Here is an 18,118-nt window from a genome sequence, read left to right on the forward strand (position 1 = left end):
GCCTATGTTTTTCAAAACTATTTTTTTTCTTTTTCTGACATTTTTTTCACCGTTCTCTCTTCTCTACAGCGCTGAGCTTAAAGGTTTTGTCCGTTCCGTCAACTATGAAGGGCATAGTTTTTCGGTGGATGTGCCCCCGCTTCAACGAGTGAAAATGAATGCCTCCACTCAATTTGAAGGGGAAACCGGGCAAGAAGCCTTTAAAAAACACCTACAGGAAGGCGATTATGTGCGGGTGGAGGGAAGTCAAGGCTCAAACGGTTTGTGGCTGGCCACAAAAGTAGAGGTGCAAAAAAATAAGAGTGAAAGCAAAACAAACGAAATTCAGGTGAAATTCAATCAAAGTTTTCTTTTGGAAGTGCTGCAAACCGCTCAAGTGGAAGATTCAAACTTGGAACTTTATTTTTCACAATTGGTGGATGAGTTGTGTGACACAGGGATGGACTGTGTCGATAAAGGAAAGTTGACCCTTAAAATAATTGTAAAGCGCGGAAGTGAAGCCAAAACCATTGAACTGGTGACGGAAGGAAGTCGAAAACCCATCAAGCCCGTGTCTGTAGAAGCCCTGGGGTTCAGAGTAGAACTCATCGAGGTGGGAGAATATGCAGCGATGTTAGTGGTGAGGAAGAGTTAAGCAGTTTGTATGTCATTTCGACCTGCGCGAGGGTAATAGAAATAAGGAGTTTTTATGTCTTTCAAAAAAGTAGATCACATCGCCATTGCTGTTCCAAATTTAGAGGAATCCATTGCCTTATATCAAAGTCTTTTAGGAAAAACTCCCGAGCACCTTGAAGAAGTTGCCGATCAAAAAGTGCGCGCAGCCTTTTTCGGGGTGGGGGAAAGCAATTTGGAGCTTCTTTTTCCTACCTCTGCCGAAAGTCCAATCACTCATTTTCTTCAAAAAAATCCCAAAGGGGGCTTGCATCACATTTGTTTAGAAGTCTCCAACTTGGAAGAGCATTTGGAGAAACTCAAAGCTCAAGGTATAAAACTCATCGATGAAAAACCGCGCCTTGGCGCACACAATAAGAAGATTGCCTTTGTACATCCCAAGTCAACGGGTGGGGTTCTGATTGAGTTGTCGGAATCTCAGGGACATTAGAAGAATTTATTAAAGCCTATAAATATCCAAAATATGGCTATATTAACCTTGTTAAATATCTATTATATGGATAATATTTAAGTATAATGAAAAGGTTAGCCTTAAAGTTTTTGGGAAATTGGAGGATTAGGCCTCAACGTCGCCCCCTCCTTTTGCGAGGAGCTCGGCAAGTTGGAAAGACTTGGTTAGTGAGAGCACATGCCGCTTCTTATGAAAGTTTCGTAGAAATTAATCTGGAAAAACAAGCTCAGTTTATTCCACTTTTTCAAAAAAAATTTGGGGACCCTCAACAACTTATTCGTGAGCTTTCACTTTTAAGCGGGCAAAAAATTGAGATCGGAAAAACGCTTTTATTCATCGACGAAATTCAGGAATGTAAAGAAGCCCTTCTTTCACTGAGATATTTTAAAGAAGAACTTTCTGAACAGGCAGTGATTGCGGCAGGTTCTCTTTTGGAATTTATTTTTTCAGAATTAAGCTTCCCGGTAGGACGCATAGAATTTCTCCATCTTTTCCCACTGAACTTCGAAGAATTTTTGATGGCTTTAAATCGAGAAGATTTAGTGGAAACAATAAAACTTCAGGATGTTTCGCGAACACTTGCAGAACCTTTGCATGAATTGCTTCTGGATTATTTTACAACTTATTCTCTTTTGGGAGGCTTACCTGAAATAGTAAAATGCTATGCAGAATCGAAAGATTTGAAGCTCTGCCAAAATATTCAACAATTGCTAATTGCGAGTTATCGAGAAGATTTTCATAAATATGCCAAGAAAACTCAGATACAAAATTTGAGACTTTTGTTTGAAAATGTTCCCAGACTTTTGGGTCAAAAATTTAAGTATAGTGAAATTGATTGTGAATTGAAATCACGTGATTTGTCTTTGGCTTTAACTCTTCTCGAGCAGGCGGGGCTTGTTTACAAAGTTTATCATTCTTCTTCGAACGGTGTGCCTCTTCATGCTCAAATTGATCCCAAAAAATTTAAAGTATTTTCTTTAGACATAGGGCTGTGCCATCGTTTACTGGGTTTAGAATTGTCTCAACTGTATTTAGAGAAGAAAAACTTATTGGCACGTCGGGGTGGAATAGCGGAGCAAATAGTGGCGCAAGAACTGATCAGTTACACTCCTCAAAATGAGTCCCCTCAATTGCATTACTGGCATCGCGAAACGGCGGCTTCTTCGGCCGAAATGGATTTTGTTATTGGAAAAAATGGGCAAGTGTTCCCTCTCGAAGTAAAGTCCCAACGAGCAAGAAGCTCAAAAAGTATGGGAATTTTTTTGGAAGAAAAGAAGATCTATGCAAACAAAGGCTTTATTATTTCCAAGGAAAATTTTTCATTTCATGACAAAGTGCAGAAACTGCCTTTTTATGCGCTGCTTCGAAATTTGAGAGAACAAATTTCAATTTGACAAGCCATGTCATTTTCAGCTTAAGCAGGAATTCCGATTTATCTCTTTAACCCCTATCCCGATGGAGTACGCCAATGAGTAAAAACATTCACCCCAAAGCAGCCCTTTTTAGTGGCGAAAGACCTTTTCCTATCATCCCTGCCTGCGAGCATTTTGCGGGTTCTGAAAAACTCATCACTAAGGCCCTCGAGACCCAAAACAAAAAAGGGGGCGTGTTTGACATTACCATGGATTGCGAAGACGGAGCCCCAGAAGGGCGTGAAAAAGAGCATGCGCAAATGATTGTGGATATTCAGAAATCGGCCCTCAATCAGCATAAGATGAGCGGAGTTCGTATCCACGATTACAGCAATAAGCATTGGAAAGAAGATGTGGATGTTCTGGTGCCTGGAATTGGCAATATCGTCGCTTACATCACCATCCCCAAGCCCACTGCGTTTAGCCAAGTGAAAGAGATGATTGGCTACATTCAAGAGACTGCGAAAAAAGCCGATATCAAAAGAGAAATTCCTATTCATGTTCTGGTTGAAACTCATGGTGCTTTGCGAGATGCGGATGCGATTGCGGCCTTGCCCTGGATGCAGGTGTTGGATTTTGGTTTGATGGATTTTGTCTCCGGTCATCACGGGGCTATTCCCGAACAATGTATGAAATCTCCGGGGCAGTTTGAACATTATCTGGTGGCGCGCGCAAAAGCCAATGTGGTGGCGGCAGCCCTGGCAAACGGGATTGTCCCTGCGCACAACGTAACCCTAGATTTGAAAGATCAATACAAAACCTATCAAGATGCTTTCCGCGCCCGCAATGAATTTGGTTTCTTGAGAATGTGGTCGATTTACCCCACTCAAATTGATTCGATTGTGGCAGCGATGACCCCCGATTATTCTTTGGTAAAAAAGGGCTGCGACATATTGCTGGAAGCCCATCGCAACGATTGGGGCCCCATTCAATTTGCAGGCGATCTGCACGACCGCGCCACTTACCGTTATTATTGGGAACTGGTGCAACGCGCAAAAATTTCCGGTCAGAAATTGACTGAGGAAGCGGAGAAGGTTTTTTTTAGTTAAGCGCCTGTCATTGCGAACCCGAGCATTGGGTGTGGCAATCATCCCTATCGCGATGACAAAGAGTTTAAAAAATTAAGTTATTTTTAATTCTGACTCGAGAGAGGGGTAGAAATAACATTCTGGGTGGCTTCAACATTGGATTTAAAAAAGAACATCACAAGTGCACTGATGAAAGAAAGTAGGGCGTAAATCAAAAAGGCCTTTTGACTTCCTAAGGCCGTCCATAAATATCCAAAAACCAGGGAGGCCGGAAGCAAAGCCATTCCGTAAGCAAAATAGTACCCGCCCAAGGCCGTGCCGCGAAATTGGGATTGGACGATCAAGGAAGGAATGGACCGCTCTGCTGCTTCTACAAAGCCCGCTTGAAAACCGTAGAGAACCAGAAAAATCCAAGCGATTTTCAGCGTGTGAGATTGAGAAAATCCAAAAAAACTTACAGCAAAAAAAAACCAACCCAATGAAATAATGTATTTAGGTTTTATTTTATCACTGAGAGCTCCTCCCAACAGTGCAGCAATCAGACTAAAAGCTGTGAGCAATAACCAAGCCAGAGGGGCATGTTTAGGGCTTAAACCCAATTCCTGTATTTTTAAAATGAGAAAAAGTTCTGAAGGAGAACTTAAGGCGGCAAAGAAGATAATTACCAAGTAAATTTTCAAAGATTTATTCATTCCTTGAGTTGAAAAAATTTTTTCTTTTTTTTCTTCTCTTTTCTCAAAAGAAGGTTCTTGCAGCAGAGGAGAAATAACAAGGATGGATAAAATAGCTGGAATAGAAGCCAGGAGAAAGAGTTTGCTGTAACTGATGGCAAAAGTAGAGAGAAGAAAAGTAGCTAGCAAAGGACCTAAGAGGGCTCCTGTATGATCCATGGCCCGTTGAACGCCAAAGGCCTTGCCCCAATGACTTTTTGGTGCGCTCAAAGTTAAGAGTTGATCTCGGGGAGAAGTTCGAATGCCTTTGCCAATGCGGTCTGTAAGACGGATGGCTAAAATAATTCCGGGAGAAGCGATCGCCATGAGTGGGCGGGTAAAGGCACACAATCGATAGCCCCACACGGTGAGCTGTCTCGGGTTTTGCAGGCGATCGGAATGATAACCCGAAAAAAGTTTGAGGATATTCGATAAGGCATTCGCACAGCCTTCCATCAGACCCAAAAAATGAGTCCCAGCCCCCAATGTCATTAAAAATGTAGGAAGCAAGGGCGTAATCATATCGGCGGCCATGTCATTAAACAGGCTTAAGGCTCCGAGTAAAAAAATATTTCGTCCCAGTTTTTTAAACATTTTTGAAGACCTTAATTTCTAACGTCATGCCCCCCTAAAAGAAGCTTTACAACTGTATTGAAACTAAATCAGAATAAGAACTTCTCATCAATGTCAATAAAGGGGATCCCATGAAATTATTTCGGTTCTTTGTTTTGTTATTATTCCTCTCCAGTTTTTCCGCCTGTTTTCAATTTGAAGAAGTGCTCGAATTGAAAGGTGGGCAAGATTCCATCATGCATTTTGCGATGAAGCTTCCCACCGGGGGTGAAAAAGATAAAAAGAATGTCGATAAATCAGAGAAGAATTTTGAACAAATCAAACGAGATTTTGAAAAGCAGAATCTTTCTCCTCTAAAACTTGTAGGATTCAAAGCAAATGAGAAGGATGGTTATGTGTGGGCCGGTTTTGATTTTGCTATTCCCAGTTTGAAGGCGCTGAAGGTATTTTATGAAAACTTTAACTTGATGAGCGCTAACCCCAAAGATGAGAAAAAACCTGAGCCTTCTGTGAAGGAAAAGGAAATACAAAATGTGTTGGCGAAGGCGAGCTTTAGTTTAAAGAAATTGAGTAATGGCAACCTACTCTTTAGCCGCACTTTTACACCTCCTCCCTCCACTGAAAAAAATAAGAAAAGCCAGAAAAAAGGCAAGAATGACAAAAAAGAAGAAGCCGCCATTTCAAACCCTGAAGAGGGTTTGATGGATATTGTGAGTTTTCGTTTTGAACTCATCAGCCCCACCGAAATAGTGAAATCGAATGCCGCTCAACAGATGGGGAACAGCCTGCGTTGGCAGACCAATATTGGTTATTTGGTGAGTCAGCCTTTCAAGATGGAAGCCGAGATTAAATCGTCTCTGGAGTTGGAGAAGATGTTGAGTGAGTAGAGTTTTAAGGGAGAGGGGACTATCCGGACATGGGGGTAAACGGTGTGGAACCATGAATGTAATATTGCCAAATAAAAATAAAAAACTAGGCATTTTAGGGGATGGTCAGCTGGCTCAAATGCTGGTCGAGGCTGCTTTCGAGCTGGGTTATGATCCCCTCGTTTATAGCAGCTCCAAAGAACATCCTGCCTCTCTCAAGACCTCTCGTATTTTTCTGGGAGAAATGAAGGATGCAGAAAAAATGTCTGATTTTTTTTCTCAGGTAGACCTCGTTGCTTTTGAGAATGAGTTCTTGGATTGTGAACTCTTGGGAGAGGCCTCAAAGAATCTGTCCGTACAGATCTATCCCAGGCTTCCGGTGATTGAGCATCTGCAAGACAAGCTGAATCAAAAATACCTTTTTAAAACCTTGCAAATGCCGAGTTCCGATTTTGTCGTTTTGAACGGAAAAGACACTGCTACCCTTGCAAAACTTTTTAGAAATTTTCCCGAAGGCTTTGTGTTGAAGTGGAGTCGCATGGGTTATGATGGAAAAGGAGTTTTAATCCTTCCTGCAGGAAGCAAGGCCTTTGATGAGATCTCAAGGTTTATTGAGTTGGGATTTTCTCGAGGGGCAGAGGTTTATGCGGAAGAAAAAATAAATTATGTCACCGAGCTTGCTTTGGTGGCAACTCGTTCGATTTCAGGAAAATTTGTGTCCTACCCTTTGATGATTTCCGAGCAGGAAAATGGAATCTGTAAGAAGGTGTTTGGTCCTGCGGTTGCCTTTGGTATTCCCGAGAGTTTACAAAAGCAGGCAACTACCCTGGCCTTAAAATTTGCGAATTCCCTGGAAATGGTGGGAACTTTTGCAATGGAGTTTTTCTTTACCCGCGAAGGAGATTTGTTGCTGAATGAAGTGGCTCCTCGCGTTCATAACTCGGGTCATATTACCCAGGATGCTTTCGCTCCTTCGCAATTTGAAAACCATTGGAAGGCCTTGCTCGATCGAGACTTGAGTTTGAAAAATAAAGCTCCTTTTTTTGGGATGTTGAATTTGTTGGGGCCCGCTTCTGCCAAAATTCAAAATGCAAAGGCTCCCGAATTTAAGGAAGAAAAATTATTTTTGCATTGGTATGATAAAAAAGAGTTAAGAGCTTTCCGAAAAATGGGGCATATCAATGGGGTGGCTGATACTAAAAATGAATTACTGGAAAAAATGAAGTTGGCGCAGAAGTTGGATGAAGATTGGATGAAGAGTTTTAAATAGTATTTTCGTGGAGAGAATAAAATGAAAAAAAATATTCATGTCGCCATCGTTATGGGCAGTGACTCCGACCTCCCGGTCATGAAAGAAGCCGCTGCCGCCTTGAAGCAATTTAAAATCAATTTTGAGATGTCTATAGTTTCTGCCCACCGCACTCCCCAAGAAATGGCTCAATTTGCGCAAGAGGCGCGGGCACGAGGAATCAAGGTGATTATCGCGGGAGCGGGTGGGGCCGCTCATTTACCAGGGATGATCGCGGCAAATACCGAATTGCCGGTGATTGGAGTTCCGGTGCCCGTAGGTCATTTGAATGGGCAAGACGCGCTGCTCTCGATTGTGCAAATGCCTAAAGGAGTTCCGGTGGCGACGGTAGCCATTGGCAATGCCTGGAACGCGGGTGTCCTTGCTGCCCAAATTTTAGGGGTAGCCGATGCTTCTGTGCTGGATCAAATCTGCAGCTATAAAGAGGCCTTGAGAAAAAGGGTGCTCAAAAAGAAAATTAAATCTTGATGAATGCCCATTCAAATCCCTAATTGACAGCGTTAAAAAAATCTCGATAGAAGCGCTGCTATTATGAATACACAAAAACTTTTAAGTAGCGCAAAAACTGTCCTTCAACACATCAGCAAACACTTGGCGGCTAAGGCCTCAGATGGAAAAGATATTTCCACTGCCAGGCTCGACACCTTTCAGGCTTTGGCCTATGATCTGGCCTGGATTTCCTCTGAAGTTTATGCGGCTGAAGAGAGTGTGGCCTTTGCGGAGCAGAATGGTGGTGAACTTGAAAAAGCCCTGGCTGAATATTTTACTGCCGAAATGATCAGTAATTTCAGTCAGAAATTGGCTTACCATTGGACCGAATTTGGAGCAGGGCCCGATCTTTTGATGAGTACTTTGTGGAGTCGAGAGGTGGCCAGCGAAGTTGAAAAAACGCTGGCTACCGAGAATGTTGTTCGCATTGCAGGGCTCATCCAAAAACACAACGGAAAGATTGCTTATGGGCTGGATGAAAATCATGCGATGTTCCGCGAAACCTTCAAAAAATTTGCGGAAGATGTTGTTATGCCTTTGGGCGAAAAAGTACATCGTCACGATGCGCTGATCCCGAATGAAATTTTAAATGGCCTTAAAGAACTGGGCTGCTTTGGTCTATCGATTCCCCAAAAATTTGGTGGATTTCAGGATGACGCAAAAGCGGACAACATCGGAATGTGTGTGGTAACGGAAGAATTGTCCCGTGGGGGCCTGGGGATTGCGGGTTCGCTGATTACCCGCCCCGAAATTTTATCCAAGGCCTTGCTCAAGGGCGGGACTGAAGAACAAAAGCAGAAGTGGCTTCCTTTGCTGGCGACGGGTGAGAAAATGGCGGCGGTTGCGGCCACCGAGCCTGATTTTGGCTCGGACGTTGCCGGTATGAAAGTGACCGCCAGACCTCAGGAATCTAGAGGTCAAAAAGGCTGGATCATCAATGGAGTAAAAACCTGGTGTACCTATGCGGGTTTTGCGGATTCTCTCATGGTGCTTTGTCGCACTGATCCTGATATGAGCAAAAAACACAAAGGGATGTCGATTCTCATCGCCGAAAAACCCAGCTTTGACGGGCACGAATTCAAATACGATCAACCCGAACACGGTGGACACATTGAAGGAAAGGCCATCCCCACCATCGGTTACCGTGGCATGCATTCTTTTGAAGTGGCTTTTGAAAATTACTGGGTGCCCGAAGAAAATTTAATTGGTGGAGAAGCGGGTTTGGGAAAAGGATTTTACTTCCAGATGGAAGGCTTTGCCGGCGGACGTTTGCAAACTGCCGCTCGTGCCATGGGCGTGATGCAAGCCTCATTTGAAGCGGCTTTGCGCTACGCGGGCGAGAGAAAAGTTTTTGGAAAAACCATTGGTGAATATCAAATAACGCAATGGAAACTGGTGCGCATGCTCGCGATCATCCAAGCCTGCCGCCAAGCCACTTTTCACGCCTGCCGTCTGATGGATGACCACAAAGGTTCCATGGAAGCCTCCCTCGTTAAATTTTACTGTTCCAAGGTGAGTGAATGGGTAGCCCGCGAGGCCCTGCAAATACACGGGGGCTACGGTTATGCTGAGGAATACGCGGTGAGCCGCTACTATGTCGATGCCCGCGTTTTCTCTCTCTTTGAAGGGGCGGAGGAAGTGTTGGCTTTGAGGGTGATCGCACCGGCTTTATTGAAGCAGTATTTGTAAAATTAAAAACCCAAGCGTGTTTTTCTAGTTATCCTACTTTTTGAATCGCTCCTCCTCCCAGGGTAAAAAATGAATCAAGGCCAAACCGGGAAGAGAGGCCAAAAAACAAAATAAAAAGTAATAGGCATAGCCCAGGTGTAGGCCATCTTTATGAATCAGCCATTCGCTGAGGTATCCGCCAATAGGCCCAGAAATCATGGGACCGAAGGCGATGAGGGAAGTCGAAATTGCATAGTGGGAGGCTTTGAATTCCTTGCTGCAGGTTCGCATCTGAAAAATCACAAAGGCCGTGGCACCTATGCCGGCTGCAAATTGTTCCAAGAAATGAATTGCAGCTACTTCCCACAAATGCATTTTTGCGAGTGCTAAGACCCCATAGACCAGGATGGTAAAATTCATAAAAAGCGCCGACTGCCAGAGCCCCTTTTTAAGCCCTATTCGGGATACCCACCAGCCCCCAGCCAAGCTTCCAGCAATGGATCCAATTTTTCCTAAAGTTCCCCCAATCCAACCCAGTTGTTCTTTTGTGATTCCCAAATCCAATAAAAAAGGGGTGTTCATGGCGAATAGCATCGCATCGCCTAATTTATAAATAATGACGAAACTGATAATGAGAATGATTTTTTTCTGTTCCAAATAAGTCAAAAAAGCGCGGCCATATTCTTGAAAATATTTTTGAATCTTAGCCTCTTCTCGAAGAGAGTCGCAGATCTCGATATTATTGGGGGCTAGGGTGAGGTGAGTGTCCCTCGGCAAGAAGAAGAGGTTATACAAGAAACAAATTCCATACAAAACAGCACAACTCATAAAGGCCCAAAACCAGTTTACTCTTTCGGCAATGACCAGAGGGATTGAACTTCCGAGTATCATTGCCACCCGGTAAGCCATGGTTCTCACACCCGCGAAGGCGGCCTGTTTTTCTTCATCCAGGGCTTCGAGGTAAAATCCATCAATAGCAATATCGCTCGTCGCACTCAAGAAGGCACACAATCCAAATGCCACCCACCAAAATACCTTGGCATTAGGCATCACCACAATAAAAGACATGAGTACCAAGACTGCCAGCAGCAAGGCTTGTAAACACAAGGTCCAGGAACGCTTCTTCCAAAACAGATCGACGAAGGGACTCCACAAAAATTTGAAGGTGTAAGGAATACCCAATAGTGAAGTAAAGCCCACCACATGATTGCTCTCACCCATGCTTTTGAGGAAAGCCGGCACCACCGTGGTTCGTAAAAAAGTGAAAGGAAGGCCCTGGGTGAAATAAAGAAAATTGACCCAGAGAAAATCCTTTATGTTTTTAGTGGATTGCTTTTTGTCGTTTTCTTGCATGCGGGGCAGATTGGCAGGCTAACTTTTGCTGTGCAATGGAAAATTAATTCCAATAGGTATCTTTTTCAGGAGTCTTGATTGCTAATAAGATTTTGGCAGTAGTTTTCAGAAGCAGGGAGGTATTATTTTCGAGTTGTTTGAGGGAAATGTGCAGCCGCTGGCTGTTTTTTTTGAATTGTTCGCAATTTTCCTGATGACATTTTTTTCTATTTTCTATCTCAAGTTGTTTCTCCCAAACGCCTTGGGCCTCTTCAAAAAAGGCCTCGCGCAGAGAAATAGGAGTTTTATCATTTAGACTTTTGTCTAGCAGTTCAATGAATCGTGCTTTGAAGTTTTCACCAACATTTTTATTTTGAAGCACTTTATTGATGAGCTGATTATACTTTTCCACGGCATTTCTCTTTTTTCTGATGGTTTGCTTGGCAGTCCTCGCAATTTCCAAGGATACCTGGGGTGTTACCACGATTAAAAAATTGGTAATGCTTATTTTTTACACGCTGTGGTCTTTTCTAAATACAGCTGATTGAGAGTTAGTACCTCGCTGCAAATAAGTGGGGCATAGTCACTGGAGGCATTTTCTGGCATACGAAAAGGCGTGCCTGCTTCACAAGTGATACTTCTCAGAAGGTCTCTCAAAGCGACTAGCTTGAGGTAATTGAAATTGAGGCAACGGACAGAATCGTTTTTTCTTCTAGCGCAGTAGAGATCTTCTTCGGAATATAGGCCCAGCGTAGAATAGAAGGCTTCATTCAATTTGCCGGAGCAGATAGACTGCTTTGCATCAGGATCTGGAGCGAGGGAAGGGGTATCGAATTTTTTAAAGGGGGCCTCTAGGGGTTTGATAGGCTGGGCAAGCGGCTGGGCCTGGGCATTTCCCACTAAGAGGAAGAAAAAAAATAACAAAAAAAAGGGCATGACGAATCATGCCCTTTGAAAATAAAATAATCAATCAAACTTTAACCATGTTTTGAAAAATAAGACTTCGAAGCCTCTACACCAGGCTTGATGGTATCCAAACCGGGTCTCCAATTGGCGGGGCAAACTTCACCATTTTTTTCGAAGAATTGAAGGGCATCCACCATACGAATGGCTTCTTCAACACTGCGTCCCAAGGGAAGATTGTTCACCACTTGGTGATGAATAACACCCTCTTTATCCATTAAGAACAAACCCCGAAGTGCAATGCCTGCATCCTCAAGCAGCACGCCAAATTTACGGCTAATCTCTTTGGTGACATCGGCGATGAGAGGATATTTGATCTCACCAATTCCTCCTTCTTTTTTTGGTGTCTTTCTCCAGGCCAGGTGGCTGAATTTGGAGTCGATAGAAACCCCCAGCACCTGGACATTACGTTTTTCAAACTCGGCCACCGCTTCTGAGAAAGCGATAATCTCAGTGGGGCAGACGAAAGTGAAATCAAGCGGGTAGAAGAATAAAAGTACATACCTCCCCTTGTAATCCGAAAGAGAAATATCCTTGAATTCACCGTTTGCCAGCACGGCCGAAGCTTTAAAATCAGGGGCTTTTTGTCCAACTTGTATCATGGGCTCCTCCTTGTAATGAATGTGTAATTCCCTCCATGTCCAATGTACGACATATAGAGTCTTATTTTGTTCGTCAATGGGGTTAATCGAAAAAAAAATCGAGTAAAAACTAAAGTTTTAAAGTTATCTGCCGTTCTAGTTGCTGGAGGCGGGCTATGAGTGAATTTCTTAAGATGGCGCAAAATGTTGCGGCGGCTGCACTTATTCAGCAATTTTTGGATAAGGATGCCAGGTCGAGTATAGCGTCAGCAAGGCCAAAAATAAGTCCCATCAGCTTTAAGGCCACGGTTTTTTCGTTAAAGGGGCAGAACGTCTATGCCCTTCAGGATTTTCGCAGCGTTGCGAGTGAAAATCAGGATCTCCTCTATGCGATTTCAAAGTCGGATGCGGCAAAACATCTTCTTACTCAAACCAAGGTTTCTTCGAGAGAAGATTTGGCAAAAATTGTTGCTCAATCGGCCTATAATGCCGTCAAAAATGATGCATCGGCCCCTTCCGATCTAAAAACCCAATTTCAGCAAGATCCAAGTTATGCAGCCCTTGTATTAGCTAATGTAGGCGGGATTCAGGATTTGCTTAAAAAAGAAGACCTTTCTAAGCTCGTGTTTTCGACGAGCACAGGAGAAACCGAAGTTTTTAAACAATTGGCCCAAAAAGCAGCCTCTCTTTTTCAAAGGGGGAATACCTTGAATGATGTGAGCTTTTTTGAAAATAATCTCAACGCGGCCATTTATGTATTAAATAAACCAGACTTAGTAAAAAAACTTAATGCAGGAGATTCAGCAGGAAATGCTGCCGCTTTAACCTTTAAAACGAATGTAGGGCGTAGTGATCAGGTTCAGGTTTTCCAGGATACTGCAGTCAGTTTGGCCAAAAATTTGGTGGATCGCTCGACCTATACTCAAACTTTCTTTGAAAATAATCCCGAGCTGACCCAATTTGTAGTGGCAACCGATTTGTTGAACTTTAATACAAAGGCTCCAGATATTTTAAGAAGTAACTTGAGTTATCAGTCCAGTAATATTGCTTTAGGGGACCATTTTAATTTTGACGATCTTGTCAATCAAACCCTTTCCAAGGATGCTGCTGCAAAAATAGGTGGCAATTCTTCTTTACCCTCGAATTTTCTGAAATCGCACTTGGGACTGGCCCAACTCATTCGGGAAAACCCACAGTTTAGCAAGAGCCTTCAGACTGAGGGTTCAAAAAATCAACTGCAAGTGATCTTCCAACGAAGGGCCGCATCGAGTATCGATTTACAAGAGGTGATGACAAGCCTGCAGAGGAATTTTAACTCGAAAAGGGCACTCTCTTATATTATTTAAAAAAATAGGGGGTTAACGAATGGCTAGAAACAAAGGAGTCGATTCTTGTAGGGCCGCCTGAATTTGAAGGAGAAGCTCGTCGTATTTTTCTGCGGGCAGTCCTGCGCTGTACCAAGATGCCAGAAAATCTTCATCGCAGGGAGGTCCTCCGCTATCTCCCCAGTGCTGGATGTTGCAGAGATAATCCGCCACGTTTACCAGGGCCGACAAATCGTTATATTTTCCTTCTTCCCGAAAGGGATGGTGGTGATTGCGGATGCTTTCCACAAAAATTTCGGATAAAGACCAGTGCGAGGCCAACCAGGCCCCCACCTCGGCATGGGTGGTTTTAAATACTTCTTCTTCTGCCATGAACAGAGGGCAGTTTTTCTCAATAGAAATTTTTAAGGCTTCTATAAAATCTTCGTGAAAAAACTGATCAAAAACAATACGACCCATGTCATGAATGACGCCCATTAAATGTAAAACATCTAGACTGTATTCCTTCCTTTCTTTCAGGTTGGAATAGGGAAAAAGAACATTCATGGCAATGCCTGAACTAATGGAGTGCTTCCAAAACTCCTTGCGGTCAAAACTGATTTCACCATCATTGAAGACAGAAAAAATAGCGCTGGAAAGGCCCAAATTATAGACACAAGAAAGGCCTAAACGGGCAATGGCCAGCTTTAGCGAGGTGATGGGTTTAGAAACCCCCCGGTAGAATACCGAGTTGGCAACACTTAGAATATTGGTCATGAGAGAGGGGTCATTTTCCAGAAGTTTTTTGATTTGTGAGGCATCAGAGTTGGGGTCATTGATTAGGCGTGAAAGTTGTTGAATAATTTGCGGCAGAGTAGGTAAATTATGAACCATCTCTAGTTTGCGAAACACAATGACGGATGAAGAGTACATAATTTTTTTTAATAAAATGAAATTGAACCTTACGAAAAATGTTGATTCTATCCATTGTAAGTTGGATAGCCTACAAAAAGAAACGTTTTTTGAAAATATTTTTTTGTCAGTTTGCAAAAAAGTTAATATTCAATAACAACTGTCTGTTTTTGAAAGGGCGTTAGTTTATGGCGACAATCGTAATGAGAAAACCTCGTTTGAGCTTTTGGCAAAGGATTTATGTGGGGGCTATTGCAAAGGGGCTATGGATTACACTCCGACATGCCTTGCGAAATACTTTGAATCAAAACAAGCTGTTGACTTATCAATATCCTGAACAGAAAAAACCTCTCCCGGAATACTATCGGGCAGAGCATCGCCTGATGCAAAGACCCGATGGTTCTGTTCGTTGTACTTCTTGTATGCTTTGTGCCACTGCCTGTCCTGCCAACTGTATTGAAATCGTGGCGGCTGAACACCCTGACCCCAATATTGAAAAATATCCGATGGTTTATAATATCGATTTGCTGCGCTGTGTCTATTGTGGTTTTTGCGTGGAGGCCTGTCCTTGTGATGCCATCCGCATGGATACTCAAAAGGCTGACAAAGCAGAATTTGATAGGCCATCGTTTCTAGTGGATTTAAATTATTTGGTGAATAATCACCCCGAAAATAAAAGTCCCTACTCCATCGCGCTCTATTGATAGCAGTAGTGACCAGTAGCCAGAAAATACAGTGAATTATGCAAGAACAAGAAAAACCTCAAATCAGGCCTGAGAATATTGAGGTGGAGGACACTGTCCCAGAAGAAAAAACCGGAGATAAAAAAAATCCCTCTTATGCCCAGGCGCCTGTCAATTTGCCGGAGGATAATTTTTCGAAGGCTCGCATCGTAAAATATTTTCCACAATCCCGATATGGATTTGTGAAAGACAGACGTGGAAAGGACATTTACTTCAATGTCGACGAATTGCGTTTTGTGGGAGATCGTGGCCGTGAATTTATTCGGGAAGGCGCTTGGGTGGGCTATGATGTAGGGTGGACCAGCCACGGGCTGCACGTCAACCGGATGAAGATTTATTAGTGGGCACCTCTAAAAACTACTGCACGTCCAGATGGCTTCATTTTGGAGCCGCCATTTTTAGAGGTGTCCTGAAGTGTAGCATTTCCTGTGTTATTCGTTATAGGCGCTTTCACCATGTTGTGAAAGATCCAGGCCCATACTCTCTTCTTCCGGATCCACGCGTAGGCCGATGACGAGGTCGACCCCTTTCAAAATAATGAACGTGGCGACTCCAGATAGTGCCGCGGTGAACAACACCGCCTTCAGTTGATTGAAAAACTGGCTCATGCCGCCGGCCAACGAAACTACCGCACCGTTTACGTAAAAGGTATTGGCAATGGCAGCATTCACGTCTGCGTTCGCCAGAAAGCCCAGCATCAACATGCCCGTGATACTCCCCACACCGTGGACGCCGAAGACATCCAGCGAATCGTCATAGCCGAAAATGGACTTGAGTTTCGTCACCGCCAGGTAGCAAATGATTCCCGCTGCAAGTCCGATGCAAAATGCCCCCGGGATGCTGACAAAACCGGCGGCCGGTGTGATTGTGGCCAGTCCAGCCACCATGCCGGACGCAACGCCCAGCACACTAGTTTTTCCCTTAAGTAAGCACTCTATCGCCGCCCAGCTCAATGCTGCTGCTGCAGCCGCCGAGAAATGAGTGGCCAAGGCGGCGCTGGTCGCAAGCCCACCCGCATTCAACGCACTGCCGGCGTTGAAGCCAAACCAGCCCACCCAGAGCAAACCCGCCCCGATGAGTGAAAATACCACGTTGTGCGGGATCATCGGCGAATGGGGAAAACCTCGACGTTTGCCGATCACGAGTGCGCAGACCAGCGCGGAAATACCCGAGCTGATATGAACCACCGTGCCACCCGCAAAGTCGAGCACAGGGATCGTTCCACCGAGGGCCCAGTTGAAATAACCGCCCTTGCCCCAAACCATGTGGCAGAGCGGCAGGTAGACAACCGAAGTCCAAATCAACATGAACACCACATAGGCCCTGAATTTGATTCGTTCCGCCACTGCGCCGCTGATGAGTGCGGGCGTGATGATGATAAACATCATTTGAAATAACATGAACGACTGTTGGGGAATAGTCGCGGCATAGTCCGGGTTCGGTGCGCTGCCAACGCCCCTGAGAAACAGGTACTGGAGTGGGTTGCCGAAAAATGCGTTTCCATCTCCAAACGCCACACTGTAACCGTACACAAACCACAGTGTCGACATCAGGGCCATCAGCACAAGACTATGCATCATGGTGGAAAGGACATTTTTGGAGCGAACCAAGCCTCCGTAAAATAGAATTAAACCCGGCGCGGTCATCATCAACACGAGCGCCGAACTCATGAGTATCCAAGCATTGTCTCCGGTATTTATCATGGGCGCGGAGATGAGCAGAAAAGGAGGGCAGTGTCAATAATTTGTCCACAACGTGTCAGTCAAATTTAGCAAGATCTTTTCTTGATCAACACACGCCTCTCAATCTCAAAAATTTTCTCGGGAATTTTTTCTTTTCCGAGTTTCTTTTTGTCATTTTCCTTGATGAAAAGATCAGCTCCAAATTTCTCTAAGGCCTGCGCCGCGCGGATGTTTTTGACACCGATGAGTTGCAGAGTAAGCAGCCCGCTCGGAGTTCCTGCAGGACCTTCTTCTTTGGCCAAAACCCGCGAAAGCGCATAAACCGTATCTCCGCTGACTGCGGGTTGAGTGTGATAACCTTCAGTATATCCAAAATCAATGAGGGAATTTTCGGTGGTGTCGCGGCTGGCCAAGCCCGCTAACCAGGCAAAGACTAGTCCTCCATACACAATAGGCTCACCGCTCATGGCCCCGCTGCGGCCTGTAGAATAAAGACGGTCATAGTGCAGAGGATGCGTATTCATTACTTTGTAGGTCCAGGCAAAATGTTCATCCGTGATAGTTCGGCCGTTGGCATGCACAAAGATATCGCCTACTTTAAAATCTTCAAAATAGGTACGCACACCGGTCAAATTTTTGGGGAACACTTTTGGAAATTCCGGAATTTCAATGCTGAGTTCTTTGGCTTCCGGGAAGGGTTGCGCGGCAATCGTGGAGGCATCGGTCTTTTTGCCCGCAGGCGCCACCATAATTTTACGGTCGTACTGCAACACCAGTTCTTCATTTTGATTGAGGGCAATGGTGCGAATGGTGGCAATCCCCGGTTTACCACCCTCTTTCACCTCGCGCTTCAAAACCTTGGTCATCGCCCGCAAGCTGTCTCCCGGATACACCGATTTCACAAAACACACATTGTAATAACCCAAATTCGCAATCGCTTTTTCGGAATCATTTTGCACCCCCAAAGACAAGGCCACATTCATCACCATCAAGGGCGAAACAACAAGGTCTTTAAATCCATGCGCCTTGGCGTACACCTCGTTGAGATAAAGGGGATTGGCTTCCATGAAGGTCGTTGCAAAATCGATGGCAAAGGCCTTAGTAATCGTAACCCCGCGAGGATGACAAAATACTTCTCCTTCGTCCAGGTCTTCAAGGACACGGCCATATTCGAGTTTTTTGATTTGGTTAAGATTGGCTTCGAGACTGGGGGCTTTTTCTGCAAATTTGGGATAGGGAATTTTTTGGGGCATGGTGGAATCCTTTTTGTAAGTTAGGAACATGAAATCGTCGAACGCTATAGTGAATATTGAAATTCAGGTCAAGCGAGAGGGCTATAGCGGTGAAAAATTGCATTTGACAGCCAAAGTGATCTGACGGCGATTATTCATGATCAATGGATGACATAAGTCATTGTTGACTT

General features: G+C 44.2%; 19 protein-coding genes. 11 read left to right on the plus strand and 8 right to left on the minus strand.

All coding sequences use genetic code 11. From position 1 onward, the window contains the following. Positions 1–4 precede the first annotated feature (4 nt). The 4 genes from HQM15_05295 to HQM15_05310 all read left to right on the plus strand — a co-directional run bounded on the left by HQM15_05295 (position 5) and on the right by HQM15_05310 (position 3,584). Positions 5–634 carry a hypothetical protein gene (locus HQM15_05295; GenBank protein MBF0492176.1) on the plus strand — a complete coding sequence of 210 codons (630 nt, stop codon included), beginning with the start codon at positions 5–7 and terminating at the stop codon, positions 632–634. 54 nt (positions 635–688) lie between these two features. Further along, the gene (gene mce / locus HQM15_05300; GenBank protein ID MBF0492177.1) at positions 689–1,102 is read left to right on the plus strand and encodes a methylmalonyl-CoA epimerase; all 414 of its coding nucleotides are present in this window, start codon (positions 689–691) and stop codon (positions 1,100–1,102) included. A gap of 86 nt (positions 1,103–1,188) precedes the next feature. After that, positions 1,189–2,517, plus strand: coding sequence for an ATP-binding protein (locus HQM15_05305; protein ID MBF0492178.1), 1,329 nt, complete (start codon positions 1,189–1,191; stop codon positions 2,515–2,517). Between the two features lie 74 nt (positions 2,518–2,591). After that, a complete protein-coding gene (locus tag HQM15_05310; GenBank protein MBF0492179.1) occupies positions 2,592–3,584 on the plus strand; it encodes a CoA ester lyase in 993 nt (330 codons plus the stop codon). Between the two features lie 83 nt (positions 3,585–3,667). Here the strand turns inward: HQM15_05310 and HQM15_05315 are convergent, their stop codons facing one another. Then, positions 3,668–4,867 carry an MFS transporter gene (locus HQM15_05315; protein MBF0492180.1) on the minus strand — a complete coding sequence of 400 codons (1,200 nt, stop codon included), beginning with the start codon at positions 4,865–4,867 and terminating at the stop codon, positions 3,668–3,670. Positions 4,868–4,977: 110 nt separating this feature from the next. Between HQM15_05315 and HQM15_05320 the strand changes: the two genes are divergently transcribed. From HQM15_05320 to HQM15_05335, 4 genes are all read left to right on the plus strand, one after another. After that, positions 4,978–5,733: a hypothetical protein gene (locus HQM15_05320; GenBank protein ID MBF0492181.1), complete on the plus strand. Its 756-nt coding sequence runs from the start codon at positions 4,978–4,980 to the stop codon at positions 5,731–5,733. A 52-nt stretch (positions 5,734–5,785) separates the two neighbouring features. Then, a complete protein-coding gene (locus HQM15_05325; GenBank protein MBF0492182.1) occupies positions 5,786–6,982 on the plus strand; it encodes an ATP-grasp domain-containing protein in 1,197 nt (398 codons plus the stop codon). Positions 6,983–7,003: 21 nt separating this feature from the next. Then, complete coding sequence (gene purE / locus HQM15_05330; GenBank protein ID MBF0492183.1) at positions 7,004–7,489, plus strand: 5-(carboxyamino)imidazole ribonucleotide mutase; 486 nt, start codon at positions 7,004–7,006, stop codon at positions 7,487–7,489. A 63-nt stretch (positions 7,490–7,552) separates the two neighbouring features. Next, positions 7,553–9,199, plus strand: a complete 1,647-nt coding sequence (locus HQM15_05335; GenBank protein ID MBF0492184.1) for an acyl-CoA/acyl-ACP dehydrogenase — start codon at positions 7,553–7,555, stop codon at positions 9,197–9,199. A gap of 33 nt (positions 9,200–9,232) precedes the next feature. Here HQM15_05335 and HQM15_05340 read toward each other — a convergent pair whose 3' ends face one another. The 4 genes from HQM15_05340 to HQM15_05355 all read right to left on the minus strand — a co-directional run bounded on the left by HQM15_05340 (position 9,233) and on the right by HQM15_05355 (position 12,075). Further along, on the minus strand, positions 9,233–10,531 hold the full coding sequence (locus HQM15_05340) for an MFS transporter (GenBank protein ID MBF0492185.1): 1,299 nt from the start codon (positions 10,529–10,531) through the stop codon (positions 9,233–9,235). Positions 10,532–10,574: 43 nt separating this feature from the next. Beyond that, the gene (locus HQM15_05345) at positions 10,575–10,922 is read right to left on the minus strand and encodes a hypothetical protein (protein MBF0492186.1); all 348 of its coding nucleotides are present in this window, start codon (positions 10,920–10,922) and stop codon (positions 10,575–10,577) included. A 92-nt stretch (positions 10,923–11,014) separates the two neighbouring features. Next, positions 11,015–11,446, minus strand: a complete 432-nt coding sequence (locus tag HQM15_05350) for a hypothetical protein (protein ID MBF0492187.1) — start codon at positions 11,444–11,446, stop codon at positions 11,015–11,017. Between the two features lie 41 nt (positions 11,447–11,487). Further along, complete coding sequence (locus HQM15_05355; protein ID MBF0492188.1) at positions 11,488–12,075, minus strand: peroxiredoxin; 588 nt, start codon at positions 12,073–12,075, stop codon at positions 11,488–11,490. A gap of 155 nt (positions 12,076–12,230) precedes the next feature. Here HQM15_05355 and HQM15_05360 point away from each other — a divergent pair, with 155 nt between their 5' ends. After that, positions 12,231–13,400, plus strand: coding sequence for a hypothetical protein (locus HQM15_05360; GenBank protein ID MBF0492189.1), 1,170 nt, complete (start codon positions 12,231–12,233; stop codon positions 13,398–13,400). Between the two features lie 12 nt (positions 13,401–13,412). Here HQM15_05360 and HQM15_05365 read toward each other — a convergent pair whose 3' ends face one another. Beyond that, positions 13,413–14,291, minus strand: a complete 879-nt coding sequence (locus HQM15_05365; GenBank protein MBF0492190.1) for an HDOD domain-containing protein — start codon at positions 14,289–14,291, stop codon at positions 13,413–13,415. A gap of 182 nt (positions 14,292–14,473) precedes the next feature. Here HQM15_05365 and HQM15_05370 point away from each other — a divergent pair, with 182 nt between their 5' ends. Both HQM15_05370 and HQM15_05375 read left to right on the plus strand, forming a co-directional pair. Beyond that, positions 14,474–14,974: an NADH-quinone oxidoreductase subunit I gene (locus HQM15_05370; GenBank protein MBF0492191.1), complete on the plus strand. Its 501-nt coding sequence runs from the start codon at positions 14,474–14,476 to the stop codon at positions 14,972–14,974. Between the two features lie 38 nt (positions 14,975–15,012). After that, positions 15,013–15,354, plus strand: coding sequence for a hypothetical protein (locus HQM15_05375; GenBank protein ID MBF0492192.1), 342 nt, complete (start codon positions 15,013–15,015; stop codon positions 15,352–15,354). Positions 15,355–15,444: 90 nt separating this feature from the next. Here HQM15_05375 and HQM15_05380 read toward each other — a convergent pair whose 3' ends face one another. Both HQM15_05380 and HQM15_05385 read right to left on the minus strand, forming a co-directional pair. Beyond that, positions 15,445–16,716 carry an ammonium transporter gene (locus HQM15_05380; protein MBF0492193.1) on the minus strand — a complete coding sequence of 424 codons (1,272 nt, stop codon included), beginning with the start codon at positions 16,714–16,716 and terminating at the stop codon, positions 15,445–15,447. Positions 16,717–16,781: 65 nt separating this feature from the next. After that, positions 16,782–17,948: a MaoC family dehydratase gene (locus HQM15_05385; GenBank protein MBF0492194.1), complete on the minus strand. Its 1,167-nt coding sequence runs from the start codon at positions 17,946–17,948 to the stop codon at positions 16,782–16,784. Between the last annotated feature and the right edge of the window lie 170 nt (positions 17,949–18,118).

The sequence above is a fragment of the Deltaproteobacteria bacterium genome (assembly GCA_015233135.1).
Lineage (GTDB): Bacteria > UBA10199 > UBA10199 > JADFYH01 > JADFYH01 > JADFYH01.